Annotated in this window: 14 protein-coding genes; all 14 read right to left on the bottom strand. The window is 72.7% G+C overall.

The window, feature by feature from the left end; translation table 11 throughout:
- Positions 1-33: 33 nt before the first annotated feature.
- The 14 genes from ABD194_RS05635 to rsmH all read right to left on the bottom strand — a co-directional run bounded on the left by ABD194_RS05635 (position 34) and on the right by rsmH (position 17777).
- Positions 34-762, bottom strand: coding sequence for a YggS family pyridoxal phosphate-dependent enzyme (locus ABD194_RS05635; RefSeq protein WP_343988906.1), 729 nt, complete (start codon positions 760-762; stop codon positions 34-36).
- Positions 759-1505 (bottom strand): peptidoglycan editing factor PgeF, encoded by a 747-nt coding sequence (gene pgeF / locus ABD194_RS05640; protein WP_343988908.1) that lies wholly within the window; start codon positions 1503-1505, stop codon positions 759-761. The genes ABD194_RS05635 and pgeF overlap by 4 nt, the downstream gene beginning before the upstream one ends.
- Positions 1506-1693: 188 nt before the next feature.
- Positions 1694-3046 carry a cell division protein FtsZ gene (gene ftsZ, locus ABD194_RS05645; protein ID WP_343988910.1) on the bottom strand — a complete coding sequence of 451 codons (1353 nt, stop codon included), beginning with the start codon at positions 3044-3046 and terminating at the stop codon, positions 1694-1696.
- 408 nt (positions 3047-3454) lie between these two features.
- Positions 3455-4120 carry a cell division protein FtsQ/DivIB gene (locus ABD194_RS05650; protein ID WP_343988912.1) on the bottom strand — a complete coding sequence of 222 codons (666 nt, stop codon included), beginning with the start codon at positions 4118-4120 and terminating at the stop codon, positions 3455-3457.
- A gap of 107 nt (positions 4121-4227) precedes the next feature.
- Positions 4228-5703, bottom strand: a complete 1476-nt coding sequence (gene murC / locus ABD194_RS05655; protein WP_343988914.1) for a UDP-N-acetylmuramate--L-alanine ligase — start codon at positions 5701-5703, stop codon at positions 4228-4230.
- Positions 5700-6812: an undecaprenyldiphospho-muramoylpentapeptide beta-N-acetylglucosaminyltransferase gene (gene murG, locus ABD194_RS05660; protein ID WP_343988916.1), complete on the bottom strand. Its 1113-nt coding sequence runs from the start codon at positions 6810-6812 to the stop codon at positions 5700-5702. Before murG ends, murC begins: the two co-directional genes overlap by 4 nt.
- The gene (ftsW, locus tag ABD194_RS05665) at positions 6809-8104 is read right to left on the bottom strand and encodes a putative lipid II flippase FtsW (RefSeq protein ID WP_343988918.1); all 1296 of its coding nucleotides are present in this window, start codon (positions 8102-8104) and stop codon (positions 6809-6811) included. The genes murG and ftsW overlap by 4 nt, the downstream gene beginning before the upstream one ends.
- Positions 8101-9591: a UDP-N-acetylmuramoyl-L-alanine--D-glutamate ligase gene (murD, locus tag ABD194_RS05670; RefSeq protein WP_343988920.1), complete on the bottom strand. Its 1491-nt coding sequence runs from the start codon at positions 9589-9591 to the stop codon at positions 8101-8103. Before murD ends, ftsW begins: the two co-directional genes overlap by 4 nt.
- On the bottom strand, positions 9588-10673 hold the full coding sequence (gene mraY / locus ABD194_RS05675; protein ID WP_343988922.1) for a phospho-N-acetylmuramoyl-pentapeptide-transferase: 1086 nt from the start codon (positions 10671-10673) through the stop codon (positions 9588-9590). The genes murD and mraY overlap by 4 nt, the downstream gene beginning before the upstream one ends.
- Positions 10670-12100, bottom strand: a complete 1431-nt coding sequence (locus tag ABD194_RS05680; RefSeq protein WP_343988924.1) for a UDP-N-acetylmuramoyl-tripeptide--D-alanyl-D-alanine ligase — start codon at positions 12098-12100, stop codon at positions 10670-10672. Before ABD194_RS05680 ends, mraY begins: the two co-directional genes overlap by 4 nt.
- A complete protein-coding gene (locus tag ABD194_RS05685) occupies positions 12097-13764 on the bottom strand; it encodes a UDP-N-acetylmuramoyl-L-alanyl-D-glutamate--2,6-diaminopimelate ligase (protein WP_343988926.1) in 1668 nt (555 codons plus the stop codon). Before ABD194_RS05685 ends, ABD194_RS05680 begins: the two co-directional genes overlap by 4 nt.
- Positions 13765-13775: 11 nt before the next feature.
- Positions 13776-16112 (bottom strand): peptidoglycan D,D-transpeptidase FtsI family protein, encoded by a 2337-nt coding sequence (locus ABD194_RS05690; RefSeq protein ID WP_343988928.1) that lies wholly within the window; start codon positions 16110-16112, stop codon positions 13776-13778.
- Between the two features lie 4 nt (positions 16113-16116).
- Entirely contained in the window at positions 16117-16770 is a 654-nt protein-coding gene (ftsL, locus tag ABD194_RS05695; protein ID WP_343988930.1) for a cell division protein FtsL, read from the bottom strand.
- Positions 16767-17777: a 16S rRNA (cytosine(1402)-N(4))-methyltransferase RsmH gene (rsmH, locus tag ABD194_RS05700; RefSeq protein WP_343988932.1), complete on the bottom strand. Its 1011-nt coding sequence runs from the start codon at positions 17775-17777 to the stop codon at positions 16767-16769. The genes ftsL and rsmH overlap by 4 nt, the downstream gene beginning before the upstream one ends.
- Positions 17778-17960: the final 183 nt, after the last annotated feature.

Raw genomic sequence — 17960 nt, forward strand, 5'->3', positions numbered from 1 at the left:
TCCCAGAACGTCGAATTGTGATCTCCGCCGACGTTACAGAAGTGACGGGCGTGAACCGAGGATTGCGGTACCGACACGCAGGTGTGTCGCACCGTGGCGCAGCCCCGCCTCCAGGTCCCCGCTCATCCCCGCCGAGATCCAACCCGCCCCGGGGTGCCGAGAACGTATGCCGTCGGCGACCTCCCGCAGGCGCGCGAAGGAGGCGTCCGGGTCGGCTCCCAGGGGTGCGACCGCCATGACGCCGCGCAGGTCCAGCAGGTCCTCCGCCGCCACCGCGTCGGCGAGCGCATCGAGGTGCTCCGGCAGGGCGCCTCCGCGGGAGGTGTCTGCGTCGAGGCTGACCTGGAGCAGCAGGAGCAGGCGACGGTCGTGCGTGCGGGCGCCTCGGGCGAGGGCGGTCACCAGCTTGTGGCGGTCGACCGACTGCACGACGTCGGCGTAGGCCGCCACGTGGCCGGCCTTGTTGCTCTGCAGCTGCCCGATGAAGTGGAGGAGGGGTTCGGGCTCACCGGTGGCCGAGAGGACCCGCCGGACATCGCGGAACTTCTCGACGGCCTCCTGGTCGCGGTTCTCCCCGAAGTTGCGCACGCCGAGGCGGTGGAGCAGCAGGACGTCGGAGGCCGGGAAGAACTTCGTGACGACCACGAGGGTGACCTCGCCGGGATCCCGACCCGCGTCGGCGCAGCCCCGCTCGATGCGTTGGTGGACGGCGGCCAGGTTGTCGCGCAGCTGTTCCAGCCGCCCGCGCTCCTCGGCGGTCACGAGGCCACCGCCCGGCGCAGCACGACCCCGGCGAACCGCCCGGTGCGACCGTCGCGGCGGTACGAGTAGAGGTCACCGCTCTCGCGGGTGCAGCCGGGCACCCACTGCACCGCGACGTCGGCGGCCGCGAGCTGCTCGACCACCCCGGCGGCCACGTCGATGGCGGGGGTCCCGGTCCACGACCGTGCGGCGGCGCTGCGAGACGCGCTGACGGCGGCCGCGGCCATCTCGTCGGGCACCTCGTAGCAGCGTCCGCACACCGACGGCCCGACGGTGGCGTGGAGGCGCGTGGCCCCGAGGTCGCGCATCGCCGAGACGGCGCGCCCGATGATCCCGTTGACCATGCCCGGGCGGCCGGCGTGGACGGCACCGAGGACGCTCCCGTCGGCGTCGTGGAGCAGCACCGGGACACAGTCCGCGACGAGGACGGCGAGGACCAGGTCGCTCTCGCGGGTGACGACCGCGTCGACGGCCGGCGTCTCGCCGTCCCACGGGCCCGCGACCTCGACCACGTCACAGCCGTGCACCTGGTTCATGAAGACGATGCGCTCCCGCGGCAGGTCCACCGCGTGGGCCAGCGCCTTGCGGTTGGCCTCGACGTCGGCGACGTCGTCGCCGACGTGGCCGCCGAGGTTGAGGCCGGCATACGCGCCGCTCCCCCGTCCGGCCGACCGACCCGTGAACCCCAGCTCCACGGGGGCTGCTCCGGGTGCGGACGTGAAGGTGGTGCGCCAGTAGAACACGGGGACCAACCTAACGCCCGGCCCCCCGGACCCCTGACGGGGAGCGAGGCGTGGTGGGGACGGCGCAGGGACAGGATGGCGGGCATCGCGGACCCGGCACGCCGACGGGCAGGAGACGCCTGAGCGTCTCCCGCCCGTGCGGTGAGGTCCTGCTGTTCCCGGCTGCCGCGATCGGCGCCGGCGTCGTCCTACTTGAGGAAGTCGGGGACGTCCAGCTCGTCACCCTCGTCGAAGGTCACCTGGCGCGGCGGCTGCTGCACCGGGTGCGACTGCTGGACCGGCTGCTGCTGGACCGGCTGCTGCTGGTGCTGCGGCTGCTGGTGCTGCGCCTGCTGGTGCTGGTGCTGCGGCTGCTGGGCCGGCGCGGCGGGCTGCTGCGTGGGCAGCTGCTGGGCCGGACGGTGCATCGGCTGCTGCGTCGGGACGGCGTGCTGCGGCTGCCCGTTGGAGTGCTGGGGCTGGCCTCCCTGGTGCGGCGCCTGCTGGGGCGCCTGCTGCGGCGTGCTGGGTCGCTGCTGCGACGGGGGGGCCTGCTGCTGCGACCGCCCGACGACGTGGCCGAGGGCCCGCTCGTCGTGTCGCTGGCTGGGGCCGCCGCCGTCGAAGCCGGCTGCGATGACGGTGACCCGGACCTCGTCGCCGAGGGCGTCGTCGATGACCGCGCCGAAGATGATGTTGGCCTCGGGGTGGGCCGCCTCCTGCACCAGGCGGGCCGCCTCGTTGATCTCGAAGAGGCCGAGGTCCGAGCCGCCCTGGATCGACAGCAGGACGCCGTGCGCGCCGTCGATCGAGGCCTCGAGCAGCGGGCTGCTGATGGCGAGCTCGGCAGCCTGGACCGCGCGGTCCTCACCACGGGCCGAGCCGATGCCCATGAGCGCCGAGCCGGCACCCTGCATGACCGACTTGACGTCGGCGAAGTCGAGGTTGATCAGGCCGGGGGTGGTGATCAGGTCGGTGATGCCCTGGACACCGGAGAGCAGCACCTGGTCGGCCGAGCGGAACGCGTCCATCATCGAGACGTTGCGGTCGCTGATCGACAGGAGCCGGTCGTTCGGGATCACGATCAGCGTGTCGACCTCCTCGCGGAGGCTACCGATGCCCGACTCGGCCTGGTTGGCGCGGCGGCGACCCTCGAAGGTGAACGGGCGGGTGACGACACCGATCGTCAGGGCACCGAGACCGCGGGCGATGCGAGCCACGACGGGCGCCCCACCGGTGCCCGTGCCGCCGCCCTCACCGGCGGTGACGAAGACCATGTCGGCCCCCTTGAGGACCTCCTCGATCTCCTCGGCGTGGTCCTCGGCGGCCTTCTTGCCGACCTCGGGGTCGGCGCCGGCGCCGAGTCCGCGCGTGAGCTCGCGACCGACGTCGAGCTTGACGTCGGCGTCGCTCATGAGCAGCGCCTGGGCGTCGGTGTTGATGGCGATGAACTCGACGCCCTTGAGGCCGACCTCGATCATGCGATTGATGGCATTGACGCCGCCGCCGCCGATGCCGACGACCTTGATGACGGCCAAGTAGTTCTGCGGTGCTGCTGCCACGAGAGTGGGCCTTCCTGACTGGTGGTGCCGTGCTGCGGGTGGGCTGGGGACGGGCGGCGATGCTGCGCCGCCCTGTGACGAAGGTCTGACTGGTCTTGGCTGGTCTTGGCTGGTCTGCTCGAGGCTCCCGTTGGTGCGGCTCGCCCCGAGCCTGTAAGCCCTCAAACCTTAAACGTAGACCTAAAGGTTACAGTTTGGTCACGAACCAGTGCCCTGACGGTATGACGAGCCGTAGGGCCGATCAACCCACGGCCCGGCGTGTCGTCCCGGGGATTGCCCCGTTTCCGGAGGCGGCGCCCCAGCAGCAACATCCGCACCACAAGCACCCTGCGGACGCCTGGGCCAAGCCTCCCACGCACCGACAACCACCGGTATGTCGGGGTTGCACCGTGGCGTGGTGCCGCTCGCTCAACGCGTGACGGGAGAGGACGGCACGCTCACGTCGATCGTGGAACCGGGCTCGGGCAGCAGGATCTTCACGAGCTCGGCCTTGCGGGGTCCGTCACCCGCGCCGCCCCAGACCACCGTCTTGCGCTCCTTACCCTTCGACGCGACCGTGAAGGACACCTGGTCGGCGGTGGACACCGAGACGCCGGACACCTCGTCACGCAGCGAGGGCTCGAGGGAGCCCAGGGCCTGCAGGGCGGCCTCCACCCCGGCCTTGGTGACCTGGGCGGCACCGGAGCTGACCAGCGGCACGTCCTTCGGCGGTGCACCGACGGTGCGGAAGGCGACGCCGTCGCGATCCACGACGTCCACCTCACCTTGAGGGTTGCGGACGGCGAGCACGGCGACTCGAGGGGTGACGCTGATCACGACGGTGTCGGGCAACGCTCGCGTGACCGTCACCCGCCCCCAGGCCTTGTCCGCGAGGAGCCGTTCGGCGGCGGCGGCGGTGTCGACGCGCAGGAGCGGACCCCCGAGAGGAACCGCGGCGACCGCGCGAACCCGGCCCGAGGCCGCCGCAGGCACGCCGCGGACCTCGACCCTCGATGCCGTGAGAGCACTGCTGAACCACCCCAGCCAGACGGCCAGCACGGCGACCAGCACGACCACCGCGAGGACGGCGGCCACGAGGCGGGGCCTACGCCGTGCGGCGGCCGCACGACGCTCGAAACGGGTCCGCGAGGACGCGAGCCCCCTGCCGGCCAGTCGCCTGCGGGCTCCACCCTGCTCGGCCATCACGGCTGCTCGCCCCCGAGGACCCGCAGCACCTCCGGGCCGACCATCGTCACGTCGCCCGCGCCGACGGTGAGGACGAGGTCACCGGGTCGCACCAGGGACGCCACCTGCTCGGCCACCTCGGACCACGACGGGACGTAGTGGACCTCGGCGTCCGGCCGCGCAGCCGAGACCGCGTCTGCCACCAGGTGCCCGGAGACGCCCGGCACGGGGTCCTCACGGGCGGCGTACACGTCCATGACCACGACGACGTCGGCGGGCGCGAGACCGGCACCGAGCTGCACAGCGAAGTCACGCGTGCGGCTGTAGAGGTGCGGCTGGAAGACCACGACGAGCCGACCACTGCCGCCGACGAGCTCCTTGGCGGTCTCGACGACTGCGGCCACCTTTCCGGCGTTGTGGGCGTAGTCGTCGACGACGGTGACCCCGCCGGCCTCCCCCTTGGGCTCGAACCGCCGCCGGGTCCCCGTGAAGGAGGCCAGCCCGGCGAGGACACGCTCGGGCTCCTGCCCCAGGCCGTGCACTGCGGCTGAGTACGCGGCCGCGGCGTTGAGGGCGTTGTGGCGGCCGGGCACACCCAGCGTCATGCGTCGCTCGGTGCCCGCGTCGGACACGGTGGCCGAGGCCGTGACACCGTCCTGCTCGTAGTCGCGCAGGACCACGTCGGCGGCGGCGTCGAAGCCGTAGGTCACCACGCGCGTACCTGTTTCCCGCGCGCGCTCGGAAAGCGCGACCGCGCCCGGGTCGTCTGCGCAGGTCACGAGGAGGCCTCCGGGCCGGATGGTCCCCACGAACGCGTCGTACGCCGCCTGCACAACGTTGAAGTTCGAGTAGAAGTCGAGGTGGTCGGGCTGCACGTTCGTGACCACGGCGACCTCGGGACGGTAGACGACGAAGGAGCCGTCGCTCTCGTCGGCCTCGACGACGAAGACGTCGTCCGCACCGTCATGGGCGTTGGTGCCGTGCTTGGCCAGCTCTCCCCCGACGGCGAAGGACGGGTCGAGGCCGCTGCCCTGCAGCGCCACCGTCAGCATCGAGGTGGTCGTGGTCTTGCCGTTGGCGCCGGCGACGGCGACGGGACGCCGTCCCTCCATGAGCGCCGCGAGGCCCTGCGCCCGGTGCAGCACCGGCACACCGCGCTCCCGCGCGGCCACCAGCTCGACGTTGTCGTCGCGGATCGAGGAGCTCATCACCACCGCGTCGGCACGCTCCTGGTGGCCCTCGTGGAAGCCGACCCACACGCCGGCCCCCTCGCTCTCGAGTGCCTTGAGGACCGGCACGTCCTTGGCGTCGCTGCCGGTCACCCGGATCCCACGCGCCAGCATGATGCGGGCGACGCCGGACATGCCGGAGCCCCCGATGGCGAGGAAGTGCACCCGACCGAGCTCGTCGGCGCTCGGGACCGGAGCGTGGAAGTCGAAGCGCGCCGCGGCGAACGGGTCGTCGACGGTGGGCGTGCGCGGGGTCTGGCTCACGTGCGGTTCCTGTCTGCAGCCGCCCTGTCGACCAGGTCGGCGAGCGTCTCGTCGGCCGCAGGCTCGCCGAGGGCTCTGGCGGCAGCAGCCATCCGGGCCAGCCGGTCGGGGTCGGTGGCCAGCGGCAGGAGCTCGGCGTCGATCCACTCCGGCGTGAAGGCTGCGTCGTCGACGAGGATCCCACCTCCGGCCGCCACGACCTCGGCGGCGTTGAGCCGTTGCTCGCCGTTGCCGACCGGCAGCGGGACGTAGACGGCGGGGAGGCCGACAGCCGTCAGCTCGCACACCGTGTTGGCGCCGGCGCGGGCCACGACGAGGTCGGCGGCGGCATACGCCAGCTCCATGCGGTCGGCGTAGGGCACGACGACGTACGGGGCTCCGGCGGCGGGCGGCGACGCGGCGAACTCCTTGCCGAGACCCGTGACGTGGAGCACCTGCACTCCACGGCCGCTCAGCTCGGCCACGCGGGCTCGGAAGGCCTCGTTGAGCCGCTGGGCGCCGAGGGAACCGCCCGTGACGAGGACCGTCGGCCACCGGGGGTCGAGGCCGAAGTGCTCGAGCGCCTCCCGACGCAGCGCCGCCCGGTCGAGCGTCGCGACCTCTCGCCGCAACGGCATGCCGATGCGCTGGGCACGAGGCAGGGAGGTGCTGGCGAAGGTCGTGGCCACGGCGCGGGCCCACCGGGCACCGAGGCGGTTGGCCAGCCCGGCGGTGGTGTTCTGCTCGTGCACGACGATGGGCACGTGCCGGCGCCGCGCCGCGAGGTAGGCCGGCGTGCTGACGTAGCCGCCGAAGCCGACGACCACCTCCGCTCCCGTCTCGTCGATGGCGGCGCCCGCCGCATCGATCGCGGCCTTGAGCCGGGCCGGCAGGCGCAGCAGGTCCGGGCTCGGGCGGCGTGGCAGCGGCACCTTGGGCACGAAGCGCAGGTCGTAGCCGCGCTCGGGGACCAGGCGCGCCTCGAGACCCTCCCGGGTGCCGAGCGCCGTGACACGCACGTCGGGGTGGCGGCGTCGCAGGGCGTCGGCGAGGGCGAGGAGCGGCGACACGTGGCCGGCGCTCCCTCCCCCGGCGAGCAGGACGGAGGTGGGCGAGGACAGCGGGATCACCGACTTCTGCGACGTTGCGGCACGGAGCGCACCCGGGCGGGGAGCACCGCGAGGGACCTGCGGACGAGGCTGGGGCGCGCGTCGAGCAGCGCCTTGCACCCGGGCTCGTTGCGGGCGAAGGAGAGCAGGATGCCGAGGGCGACGAGGGTCGTCACGAGCGAGGACCCACCGGCCGAGACGAGCGGCAGCGGGACGCCGATGACCGGGAAGAGCCCGATGACCGCACCGATGTTGATGATGGCCTGGCCGAGCAGCCACGCCATGATGCCGAAGCCGGCCACGCGCACGAACCGGTCCTGGGTGCGGGTCACGAGCCGGAAGCAGGCCCACGCGAGGATGGCGAAGAGGGCCAGGACCATCAGGGTGCCGGGCAGGCCGAGCTCCTCGCCGATGATGGCGAAGATGAAGTCGTTGTGCGCCTCGGAGAGCCAGGCCCACTTCTCCTTCGAGGCGCCGAGTCCCACGCCCCACCAGCCGCCGTCGGCGAGGGCGTACATGCCGTGAACCGACTGCCCGCACCAGCCGTCGGGGTCGGACTGACAGGCCGGGCTGAGCCAGTTGGCGATGCGGCTCGTGCGGTTGCCGCTGCCCGTGACCATGAGGGCGACACCGACAGCCGCGAGACCACCGGCGATCGCGAAGACCCGCTTGGGCGCGCCTGCGACCAACAGCACGGCGCCGATGATGACGAGCAGGATCATCGCCGTGCCGAGGTCGTGCCCGACGAGGATCAGGCCGAGCACGACGAGCGAGATCGGGACGAGGTAGGGCACCGCCACGTGCACGAGGTTGCCCATCCGCGAGGACTTGTTGGCGAAGATGACCGCGCCCACCAGCACGATCCCCAGCTTGGCGAACTCCGAGGGCTGGAACTGCACCGGCCCGACCGCGAGCCAGTTGCGGTTGCCGTTGACGGTGCGCCCGAGCGGGATGACGGCAGCCATGAGCAGGATCGCAACAACCATCGTGGGAGCGGCGAGGCGTTTCCACCACCGCACGTCCAGACGGCTGGCGAACGCCGCCACGGCCGCGCCGACCACGGCGAAGAGCAGCTGGCGGACGAAGACGGCGTAGGAGGCCTCGTCGGCCAGCAGCGCCTCGACGCTGGAGGCGGAGAAGACCATGACGAGACCGAAGACCACGAGCGTCGAGGTGACGCCGAGGATGAGGTAGTACGTCGTCAGCGGCGACTCCAGCTTGCCGATGACCGGCAGGGACCGGCGCCCGTCCGAGCTGCCCGCCGTGCCGGAGGCCGCCGAACCCATGGATGTGCCCGCGGTCGTCGTGCTCACTCCAGCCCTCCGTGCGCCTCCAGGTGCCGCCGGACCGCCTCCTCGAAGGCGTCGCCGCGAGCCCCGTAGTTGGTGAACATGTCCATCGACGCGGCAGCGGGGGCGAGCAGCACGACGTCGCCCGGCTGGGCGAGGCGGGCGGCCTCCCTGACGACGCGGTCCATGACCCCAGTGTCCGTCTCGGCCACGTCGACGACGGGGACATCCGGTGCGTGTCGGGAAAGGGCCTGCGCGATCTGGTCGCGGTCGGCTCCGAGCAGCACCACGCCGCGCAGCCGCGAGGACATCTCCTCGACGAGGCTGTCGACGTCCGCGCCCTTGAGGAGCCCACCGGCGACCCAGACGACCGAGTCGAAGGAGCGGATCGCCGCGGCGGCCGCGTGCGGGTTGGTGGCCTTGGAGTCGTTGACGAACCGGACGCCCTCGACGGTCGCGATCTCGGCGATGCGGTGCCGGTCCGGGCGGAAGGCACGCAGCCCGTCGCGGACCGCGATGGGACCGACGCCGTACGCGCGGGCGAGCGCCGCGGCGGCGAGAGCGTTGGCGAGGTAGTGCGGCGCGACCGAGGGGGCATCGCCCTGCAGGTCGGCGATGGTGCACAGCTCGGCGGCCGAGCGCTGCCGCTGCTCCACGAAGGCCCTGTCGGCGAGGACGTCCTCGACGACGCCCACCATCGAGGGCGCCGGGATGCCGGTGGTGAAGCCGATGGCGCGGCACCCCTCGACGACGTTGGCCTCCATGACGAGCTGCTCGGTCTGGATGTCGGCGACGTTGTAGATGCAGGCCAGGTGGGTGTTCTCGTAGATCTTGCCCTTGGCCCGGAGGTACTCGGCGTAGCTGCCGTGCCAGTCGATGTGGTCCGGCGCGACGTTGAGCACGGCGGAGGCCACGGCCGACACCGAGCGCTGCCAGTGCAGCTGGAAGCTCGACAGCTCGACCGCGAGGACGTCGTAGGGCTCGGGGTGCAGCACGGCCTCGAGCAGGGGCGTGCCGACGTTGCCGGCCGAGGTGGCACGGAGGCCGGCGTGCCGCAGGATCGAGGCGAGCATGTTGACCGTCGTGGTCTTGCCGTTGGTGCCGGTGACGGTCAGCCAGGGCGCCGCCCCCTCCCGGGTGCGCATGCGCCAGGCGAGCTCCACCTCTCCCCAGACGGGTATGCCGGCCGCCGCGGCCGCGAGCATGAGCGGGTCGTGGGGCGGGACCCCGGGAGAGGTGACGACCAGCTCGGTGCCGGGCGGGGGCGCCACGACGTGCTCGGGCCCGACGCGGACGTCGACGTCGAGGATCTCGAGGATGGTCGCGCGCTCGCGGATGGCGTCGGTCTCGTCGCGCGAGACCGCGACGACGTGGGCGCCCCGGTCGGCGAGGGCGTCGGCGGCCGCGAAGCCCGACACCCCCAGGCCGACGACGAGCACGTGCAGGCCCGACCAGTCGGCGTCCCGGTGGGTGAGGCCCTCGCGGGGCTCGTAGAGCGGGTCGAAGCTCACTGGGACCCCACCACCCACTCGGCGTAGAAGACGCCGAGGCCGAAGGCCGCGAAGAGGCCGGCGATGATCCAGAAGCGCACCACGACCGTCACCTCGTTCCAGCCCACCATCTCGAAGTGATGGTGCAACGGTGCCATTCTCAGCACCCGTTTACCAGTGGTCTTGAACGAGGCGACCTGCGCGACGACCGAGAGCGTCTCGAGGACGAACATGCCGCCGAGGATCACGAGGAGCAGCTCGGTGTGGGTCATGATCGCGAGGCCGGCGAGGGCGCCGCCCAGGGCGAGGGACCCGGTGTCGCCCATGAAGATCTTGGCCGGGGTGGCGTTCCACCAGAGGAAGCCGAAGCAGGCGCCCATGCCGGCCGCCGCGACCAGCGCGAGGTCGTGCGAGTCGCGGACCTCGTAGCACTTGATGCCCGGGTTGGTCTGGCAGTTCTGGTTGAAGGTCCAGATGCTGATGAGGACGTAGGCGCCGAAGACCATCGTGGACACACCCGTCGCCAGACCGTCCAGCCCGTCGGTGAGGTTCACCCCGTTGGAGGCGCCGGCGATCATCACGTTGGCGAAGATGACGAAGAGGATCACGCCGACGACGGTGCTGCCACCGAGTGCCAGGCTGATGTTCGTGTCGCGCACGAACGAGACGAGCAGCGACGCCGGGGTGCGGAACTGGTCGTTGGGGAACTGCAGCGCCAGGCCCGCGAAGATGATGCCGACGAGCGCCTGGCCAACCAGCTTCTGCTTCGAGCGCAGCCCGAGGCTGCGCTGCTTGCTGATCTTGATGAAGTCGTCGAGGAAGCCGACGAAGCCGAGGCCGGCGGCGAGGAACAGCACGAGCAGCCCGCTGGCCGTGGGCGGGTTGAGCGTGAAGAGGTGCGAGAGGAAGTACGCGCCGAGCATCGCCGCGATGATGACCGCGCCGCCCATGGTCGGCGTGCCGCGCTTGGTGTGGTGCGAGGTCGGGCCGTCGTCGCGGATGAACTGGCCGTAGCCCCGCTTGACGAGGAACTTGATGAACAGCGGCGTGCCGAACAGGGACAGGAGCAGCGAGATGGACGCCGCGAGCAGGACACCCTTCACCGCGTGACCGCCTGTGCGTCGGTGGCCGTGCCGGGCGCGGGCAGCGCCTGCCCGCCGTCTGCGCCACCGGCGGCCAGCCGGTCGCCGAGCCACCGGAGCCCGCTGTCCCGGCTGGACTTGAGCAGCACGAGGTCGCCGCTGCGCAGGCGTGCGGAGAGCAGCCGGTGCGCGGCGTCGATGTCGGGCACCCACTCGGCGCCGGGGAAGGCGTCGGCGAGCGGTCGGGCACCCTTGCCCACGGCCACGAGGTGGTCGAGCGCGAGCGACGCGGCATACGCTCCCACGGACGCGTGCTCGGCGTCGCTGTCGGCGCCGAGCTCCAGCATCCCGCCGAGGACCGCCCAGCGCTCCCCCCTGACGTGCATCGCGACGACCGCGTCCAGGGCCGCGCGCATGGAGTGCGGGTTGGCGTTGTACGCGTCGTTCACGACGACGACCCCGTCGGGCCGGTCGGTGATCTCCATCCGCCACCGGCTCACCGCCTCGGCGGCGGACAGGCCCGCGACCACCTGGTCGAGCGACAGCCCGAGCTCGAGGGCGGCCGCGGCCACCGCGAGCGAGTTGCCCACGTGGTGGGCACCGCTCTGCCGCAACGTGACGCGGGCGCGGCCCTTCGGGCAGACGAGGGTGTATGCCGCCCTGCCGCGCTCGTCGAGCGAGACGTCCTCGGCGCGCACGTCGGCCTCGGGGGCCAGCCCCACGAGCTGCACCCTGGAGCGGAGGCCGGAGGCCATGGCGGCGACGAGCGGGTCGTCTGCGTTGAGGACGGCCAGGCCCTCGGCCGGGACGGCTCGGGGGAGCTCGGCCTTGGCGCTGGCGATGTTCTCGCGTGAGCCGAACTCGCCGAGGTGGGCGCTGCCGACGTTGAGGACGATGGCGACCTGGGGTGGCGCGATGCGCGTGAGGTAGTCGATGTGTCCCACCCCGCGGGCCCCCATCTCGGCGACCAGGAAGCGGGTCGTCTCGGTGACGCGGCAGACGGTCAGGGGCACGCCGATCTCGCCGTTGAGGGAGTTGACGGGCGCGACGGTCTCGGCCACGGACGACAGCACGGACGCGAGCAGGTCCTTGACGCTCGTCTTGCCCGACGAGCCGGTGATCCCGACGACGCGCAGCTCCGGTGCCCGGTCGACGACGCCCCGCGCGACCTGGCCGAAGGCTGTCTGGACGTCCTCGACGACCACGCAGGGCACGTCCTCGACCACCCGGGAGGTCAGGGCCGCGACGGCACCGGACTGCACGGCCGCGGCGACGAAGTCGTGGCCGTCGGCGACCTCGCCGACGCGGGCCACGTAGAGGCTGCCGGGGACGCACTCGCGCGAGTCCGTCGTGACGGTGCCCTCCACGACGACGGCGTCGGGGTTGTCCGTGCCGTGCACCACTCCCCCGGTCAGGTCGCGGACCTCCGCGAGCGACATGGGGATCACGACGTGACCTCCACGTCCGTCGTCGAGCTGACGGCTGCGAGGGCGGCGCGCACGGCGTCGCGGTCGTCGAACGGGTGCTTCACTCCGTGGATCTCCTGACCCTTCTCGTGCCCCTTGCCGAGCACCACGACGGTGTCGACGGGGCGGTCCTTGCCGGCGGTGACCACCGAGAGGGCGATGGCCTCGGCGATGGCGTTCGAGCGCCTGCCGCCGTCGATGATCTCGCGTGCCCGCGCAGAGCCCGAACCGACCTCTTCCCGGGCGCCTGCGACCACCGCGGCGCGGATCTCGGCGGGGTCCTCCGACCGGGGGTTGTCGTCGGTGACGACGACGACGTCGGCCTGCCGGGCCGCGGCAGCACCCATCGCGGGGCGCTTGCCACGGTCGCGGTCGCCGCCGGCACCCAGCACGGCGATGAGGCGTCCGGGGGTGGAGGGCCGCAGCGCGGCGAGGGCGGCGTCGACGGCGTCGGGCGTGTGGGCGAAGTCGACGATGCACCGCGGCCCCTCGTGGCCGCCCGGTGAGACGACCTCCATCCGGCCGGGCACCTCCGGCGCCACGGCCATGGCGGCCTCCACGTCGGCGGCCTCGAGGCCGAGCGACAGCAGTGCGAGGGCGGCGAGCGCGGTGTTGGCGACGTTGAAGTCGCCGGGCAGGTGCGAGACGAGCGACATCTCCACGCTCCCGGAGCTGTGGCGCAGCGAGAACGCGCCGGCCGTGCCGCCCTCGACGACCCAGTCGGCCGTGTGCGGGGTGTCCGCGTCCCCGGGCGTCGTGGCGAGCGTCGTCGTGGGGACGGTCGCCTCCCGCGCCAGCCTGCGGCCCCATTCGTCGTCGACGCAGACGACGGCCCGGCGCGCTCGCCGGGGCGTGAACAGGGAGGCCTTGGCGGCGAAGTAGTCGTCCATCGACGGGTGGAAGTCGAGGTGGTCCTGCGAGAGGTTCGTGAAGAGCGCGACGTCGTAGACCACCCCGTCGACGCGATGCAGCTGCAGGGCGTGGCTGGAGACCTCCATGACGCACGCGTCCAGTCCCCGCTCGCGCATCAGCGCGAGCAGGGCGTGCAGGTCGGTGGCCTCGGGCGTGGTGCGCACCGACTCGATGCGCTCGTCGCCGATGCGGGTCTCGACCGTGCCGATGAGCCCGGTGCGCTGCCCGTGGGCGCGCAGTGCCGACTCGACGAGGTAGGCGGTCGTGGTCTTCCCGTTGGTGCCGGTGACCCCGATCATCGTGAGGTCGCGAGAGGGGTCGCCGTAGACGTGCGCCGCGAGGTCGCCGAGCACCGCGCGGGGGTCGTCGGCGACGAGCACCGGCACCGAGGCGATGCGGGCACGGGCGACGGCGCGCGTGCGCCCCGGCTCGCTCAGCTGCGCCCATCCGGCTGCGTCGGTCAGCAGGGCCACGGCCCCCGCAGCCACGGCGCTCTCGGCGAAGTGGGCACCGTGGAGGTTGAAGCCCGGGAGGGCGGCATACAGGTCTCCGGGCAGGACCGCACGGCTGTCCAGGGTCACGCCGGTGACCAGCACGTCGGAGAGGTGGTCGGAGTGCGCGTGGGCGGGGCCGGCCGGGTCGGTGACGAGCACGCGGGTGCCCTCCCCCGTCCAGGAGGTCAGGTCGCGAAGGCGCACACCCGACGTGGCGGGTCGTAGAGGGGAAGGTGACACGTCATCCCAACTTACAGGCCATCCCGTTTGGCCCGCGCATTGCTGATGACCTCCGGGTCGTCGGGCGAGAGGGGCTTGGTGGCCCACACGTGGTAGTTCAGGGTGGACTTGGGGCTCGGCGGAGCGGCGGTGCGCTCGAGCAGGTAGGACATGACCTGGTTGAAGACCGGCCCGGCGAGGGCACCACCGAACATGCCGGCGCTCGGCTTCTGGATGAAGACGGCCACGACGTACTTGGGCGCCTCGGCCGGCGCGAAGCCGATGAACGAGGCCGTGAAGCCGTTGTAGCGCTTCAGCTTCTCGTCGTAGCGGTCGGCCGTGCCGGTCTTGCCCGCGACGCGGTAGCCCTTGATGCGGGCCGCGCTGGCGGTGCCGTCCTTGCCCGTGACCTCCTCCATCATCCGGGAGAGCTTGACCGCGGTGTCCTTGGTCACGACCCGCACGGGCGTGGTGGGCGGGGTCGGGATGAGCGTGCCGTTCTGGTCGACGGTGCCCTCGACCAGCGAGGGCGGCATGCGAACGCCCTTGTTGGCGATGGTCTGGAAGACCCCCGCCTGCTGGATGGCAGTGACGGAGTAGCCCTGCCCGAAGAGGATCGTGTAGCGCCGGCTCGACACCCAGTCCTTGGCGCCGGCCAGGAAGCCGGCCGACTCTCCCGGGAAGCCGACGGGGGTCTTGGAGCCGATGCCGAACTTGCGGTAGTACGCCTCCATCACGGCGGGCGGGATCCGCTCCCCGATGAGGATGGTGCCCATGTTGGACGACTTGGCGAGCACGCCGGTCGCCGTCATGTTCTCGACGCCGTGCGGCTCGTTGTCCTTGAAGTTCGTGCCGGCGCGCGGCAGCCGCGGGGGCACGATGACCCCGGTGTCGGGCGTGATGACCTTCTGCTCGAGCGCCGCGGACATCGTCATGAGCTTGCCGGTCGACCCGGGCTCGAAGGCGTCGTTGAACGCGTAGTTGCCCAGGGCCTTGGCCTTCGCGTCCGCGAGGTCGTTGGGGTCGAAGGTCGGGTAGCTCGCGGCGGCCCGGACCTTCCCGGTCGCGACCTCGAGGACGACGGCGGTGCCCGACTCGGCACCCACGGCCGTCACCTGCTTGGCGAGGGCGTTCTCGGCGTACCACTGCAGGTCCGCGTCGATGGTCAGCTTGACGTCACGGCCGTTGACCACCGGGGTGTCGACGCGCTGGGAGCCGGGGATGACGTAGCCGTCACGGGCCCGCTCGGCGACGTTGACGCCCGGGGTGCCCTGCAGCGTGGAGTTGAACATCCGCTCGATGCCGCCGGCGCCGGACTGGTCGGCCGGCAGGACGTAGCCGACGAGCTGGCCCAAGGCCATCGACGTCGGGTAGACGCGCTGCGCGGTGCGCTCGCCGCTGATGCCGGGGATGCCGAGCGCCCGGATCTCGCGGTAGATGGCCGGGTTGACGTCCTTCTTGACGACGACGTAGCGGGTGTCGGCCCGGGTGAAGAGCTTGGTCAGCTGGGCTGTCGACATGCCGAGGAGAGGAGCGAGGTCGGCGGCCGCGCGGGTGACGCCGACCTGCTGGCGCACCCCGTCGACCACGGCGGTGTAGAGGGGGACCACGGTCGGGTCCGCGGCGATGGTGAACCGCTCCACGGAGTCGGCGAGCACCTGGCCGTTGGTGTCGAGGATCTGCCCGCGCATCGCGGGGGTCGTGGTCTTCACGGTGCGCTTGGACAGGGCCGCGGCCTGCGTCGCGGACGCGTCGAAGGCCTGGATGCGCAGCAGCTGGCCGGCGAAGATCGTGAACACGAAGAGGATCGCGACGAACATCACGCGGGCGCGACGACGGGGGTTGGCCCGGGAGATCCGGAGCGGTCGACGGGGCCCACGCGGGCCGCGCGGTCCCCGAGGTCCCTGGGGTCCGGCCGCTGCCCGGGCGCCGGCAGCCCGGCCTCGGCCGCCGGCCGGGGCGGTGCGCCGCGGCGCGCGGTCCTGGCCGGGTCGTCCCTGCACTCGGGGGTCCGGGGTACGCGTCGGGCGGGCTCCCGTGCGCGCGTGACCCGGTGCCTGACGGGGGGTCCCTGCGGCGGCCGGACCGCCGCTGCGTCCGGCACCGGGGCTGCGGGTGGCACCGGAGCTGCGGGCGGTGGCGCCGCGGGCGCCGGTGACCGGCTTGGCCGCCTTGGCAGAGCTGCCGGCCTTGCCGGAGCCGGCCGGCTTCGCCCCCTCGGACCCGGCGGAGCCGGCGGACTTCGACGCCTTGGGGTTGGCTGCCGAGCCGGTGCGCGACGGGGCACCGGGCCGGTCGGGGCGGGACTGCCGAGCGGGCGCAGCGCCGCGACCGGTCCGCTGGGGATCGGTTCCTCGGGTCTGCGTCACCGGGTCACCTCGCCGTCGTCTGCTGGGCCTGCCCGTCGTTGCTCGACGCGGCCCCACCTGTGGCCTGGCCGGTCGACGCACCGGGCGTCGTGCCCAGTGTGGACGCTGCGGGGTCCGGTGCCCCGGCACCGGAGGTCGTCGGCGTGGCGGCCTGCGGCGACGAGGCGGCGCGCGAGGACACCGCCGCGGCCGAGCTGAGCACCTTCTCGGCCGTGACGGAGAAGGCGGGCGGGGTGGGGCTGGTGACGATCGGGAAGGCGTTCTCCTTGGTGGCGGGCTCCGGCTTGCCGGTCACGGTGCCCTTCGTGAGGTCGATGTAGCCCCGCGTGTTCATCCGGACCATGCCGATCTTCGCGGCGCTCGCCGCCAGGGCGCCCGTCGCCGAGGCGCGCGCGATCTCCTCCTGGAGGTTCCCGGTGGTGTCGCTGAGGCGCACCGACTCGCGCTGGAGGTCGCCGAGGGCCATCGAGCCCTGGGCGAGGGCGGTGTTGAGCAGGAGGAGCGCGATCAGCCCCGCAGCCAGCAGCGCGATGCAGATGGACACGAACGCGCCGTTGCCGGTGCGCGAGATGGTGCTCGGGATGACGCGAAGGGGCGTCGGGGCAGGCCCGCGTCGCGGCGTGCGGAGCGGTCTGGCCGTGGCAGTCATCGAGCTCATCGGGTGGGTCCCTTCCTGGTCCTGCTGGCTGAGAGGTGCGTGGAGGTGTCGCGCACGCGCTCTGCGACGCGAAGGCGGGCCGAGGCGGCCCGTGGGTTCGTGGTGACCTCGTCATCGCCCGGCGCCTCGGCGCCGCGCGTGACGAGGGAGAGGTATGCCGCGTGCTCCGGCAGCTCGACCGGCAGTCCCGGGGGCGTGCTGGACGTCGCTCCCGCGGCGAAGGCGCGCTTCGTCGCGCGGTCCTCGAGCGAGTGGTACGACAGGACGGCGATCCGGCCGCCCACCGCGAGGACGTCGATGGCCTCGTCGATGGCCCGGCGCCAGACCTCCAGCTCGTCGTTCACCTCGATGCGCAGCGCCTGGAAGGTGCGCTTCGCCGGGTGGCCGCTCTGGCGCTGCGAGGCGGCCGGGATGACCCGGCGCAGCATCTCGACCAGCCGGGCGGAGGTGGTGTAGGGCTCGATCTCACGGTCGTGGACGACGGCCTTGGCGATCTTGCGCGCGAAGCGCTCCTCGCCGTAGTCGCGCAGGATCCGCGTCAGGTCCTCGACCGAGTAGGTGTTCAGCACGTCGGCGGCGGTGCGACCGGTCGACTGGTCCATGCGCATGTCGAGCGGCGCGTCGACGCGGTAGGCGAAGCCCCGGTCCGCCTCGTCGAGCTGCAGCGAGCTCACGCCGAGGTCGAAGAGGATGCCGTCCACGGCCGGCACGTGCAGGTCCGCCACGACGGCCGCGATCTCGTCGTAGACCGCGTGCACCGGGCGGAAGCGCTCGCCGAAGCGGGCGAGACGCTCGCCGGCGAGGGCGAGGGCCTCGCGGTCGCGGTCGATGCCGACGACGGTGCAGTCCGGGAAGCGCTCGAGGACGCCCTCGGCGTGGCCCCCCATGCCGAGCGTCGCGTCGACGTGCACGGCGCCCGGACGCTCGAGGGCCGGGGCCAGCAGCTCGAGGATCCGGTCGCGCATCACAGGGACGTGTCGGCCCTGTGCCGGTCCTCGGTCGCTCATGGTGCGTCCCTCGCGCTGGTGTTCCTGGACTTGCGATGTCTGGTGCTGCTGGTTGACCGGGCCCGGTGGCCCCGCCCGGTGGTTCGCACCTGCGGGCTGGTCCCCATCCGCTGCCTCGCCCGGGACGGGGGAAGTCGTCCCGGGAGTGGAGCGGCTGGAGGCCGGCTCTCAGGTGCTGCTGGC

Source organism: Terrabacter terrae (assembly GCF_039529575.1).
Lineage (GTDB): Bacteria > Actinomycetota > Actinomycetes > Actinomycetales > Dermatophilaceae > Terrabacter > Terrabacter terrae.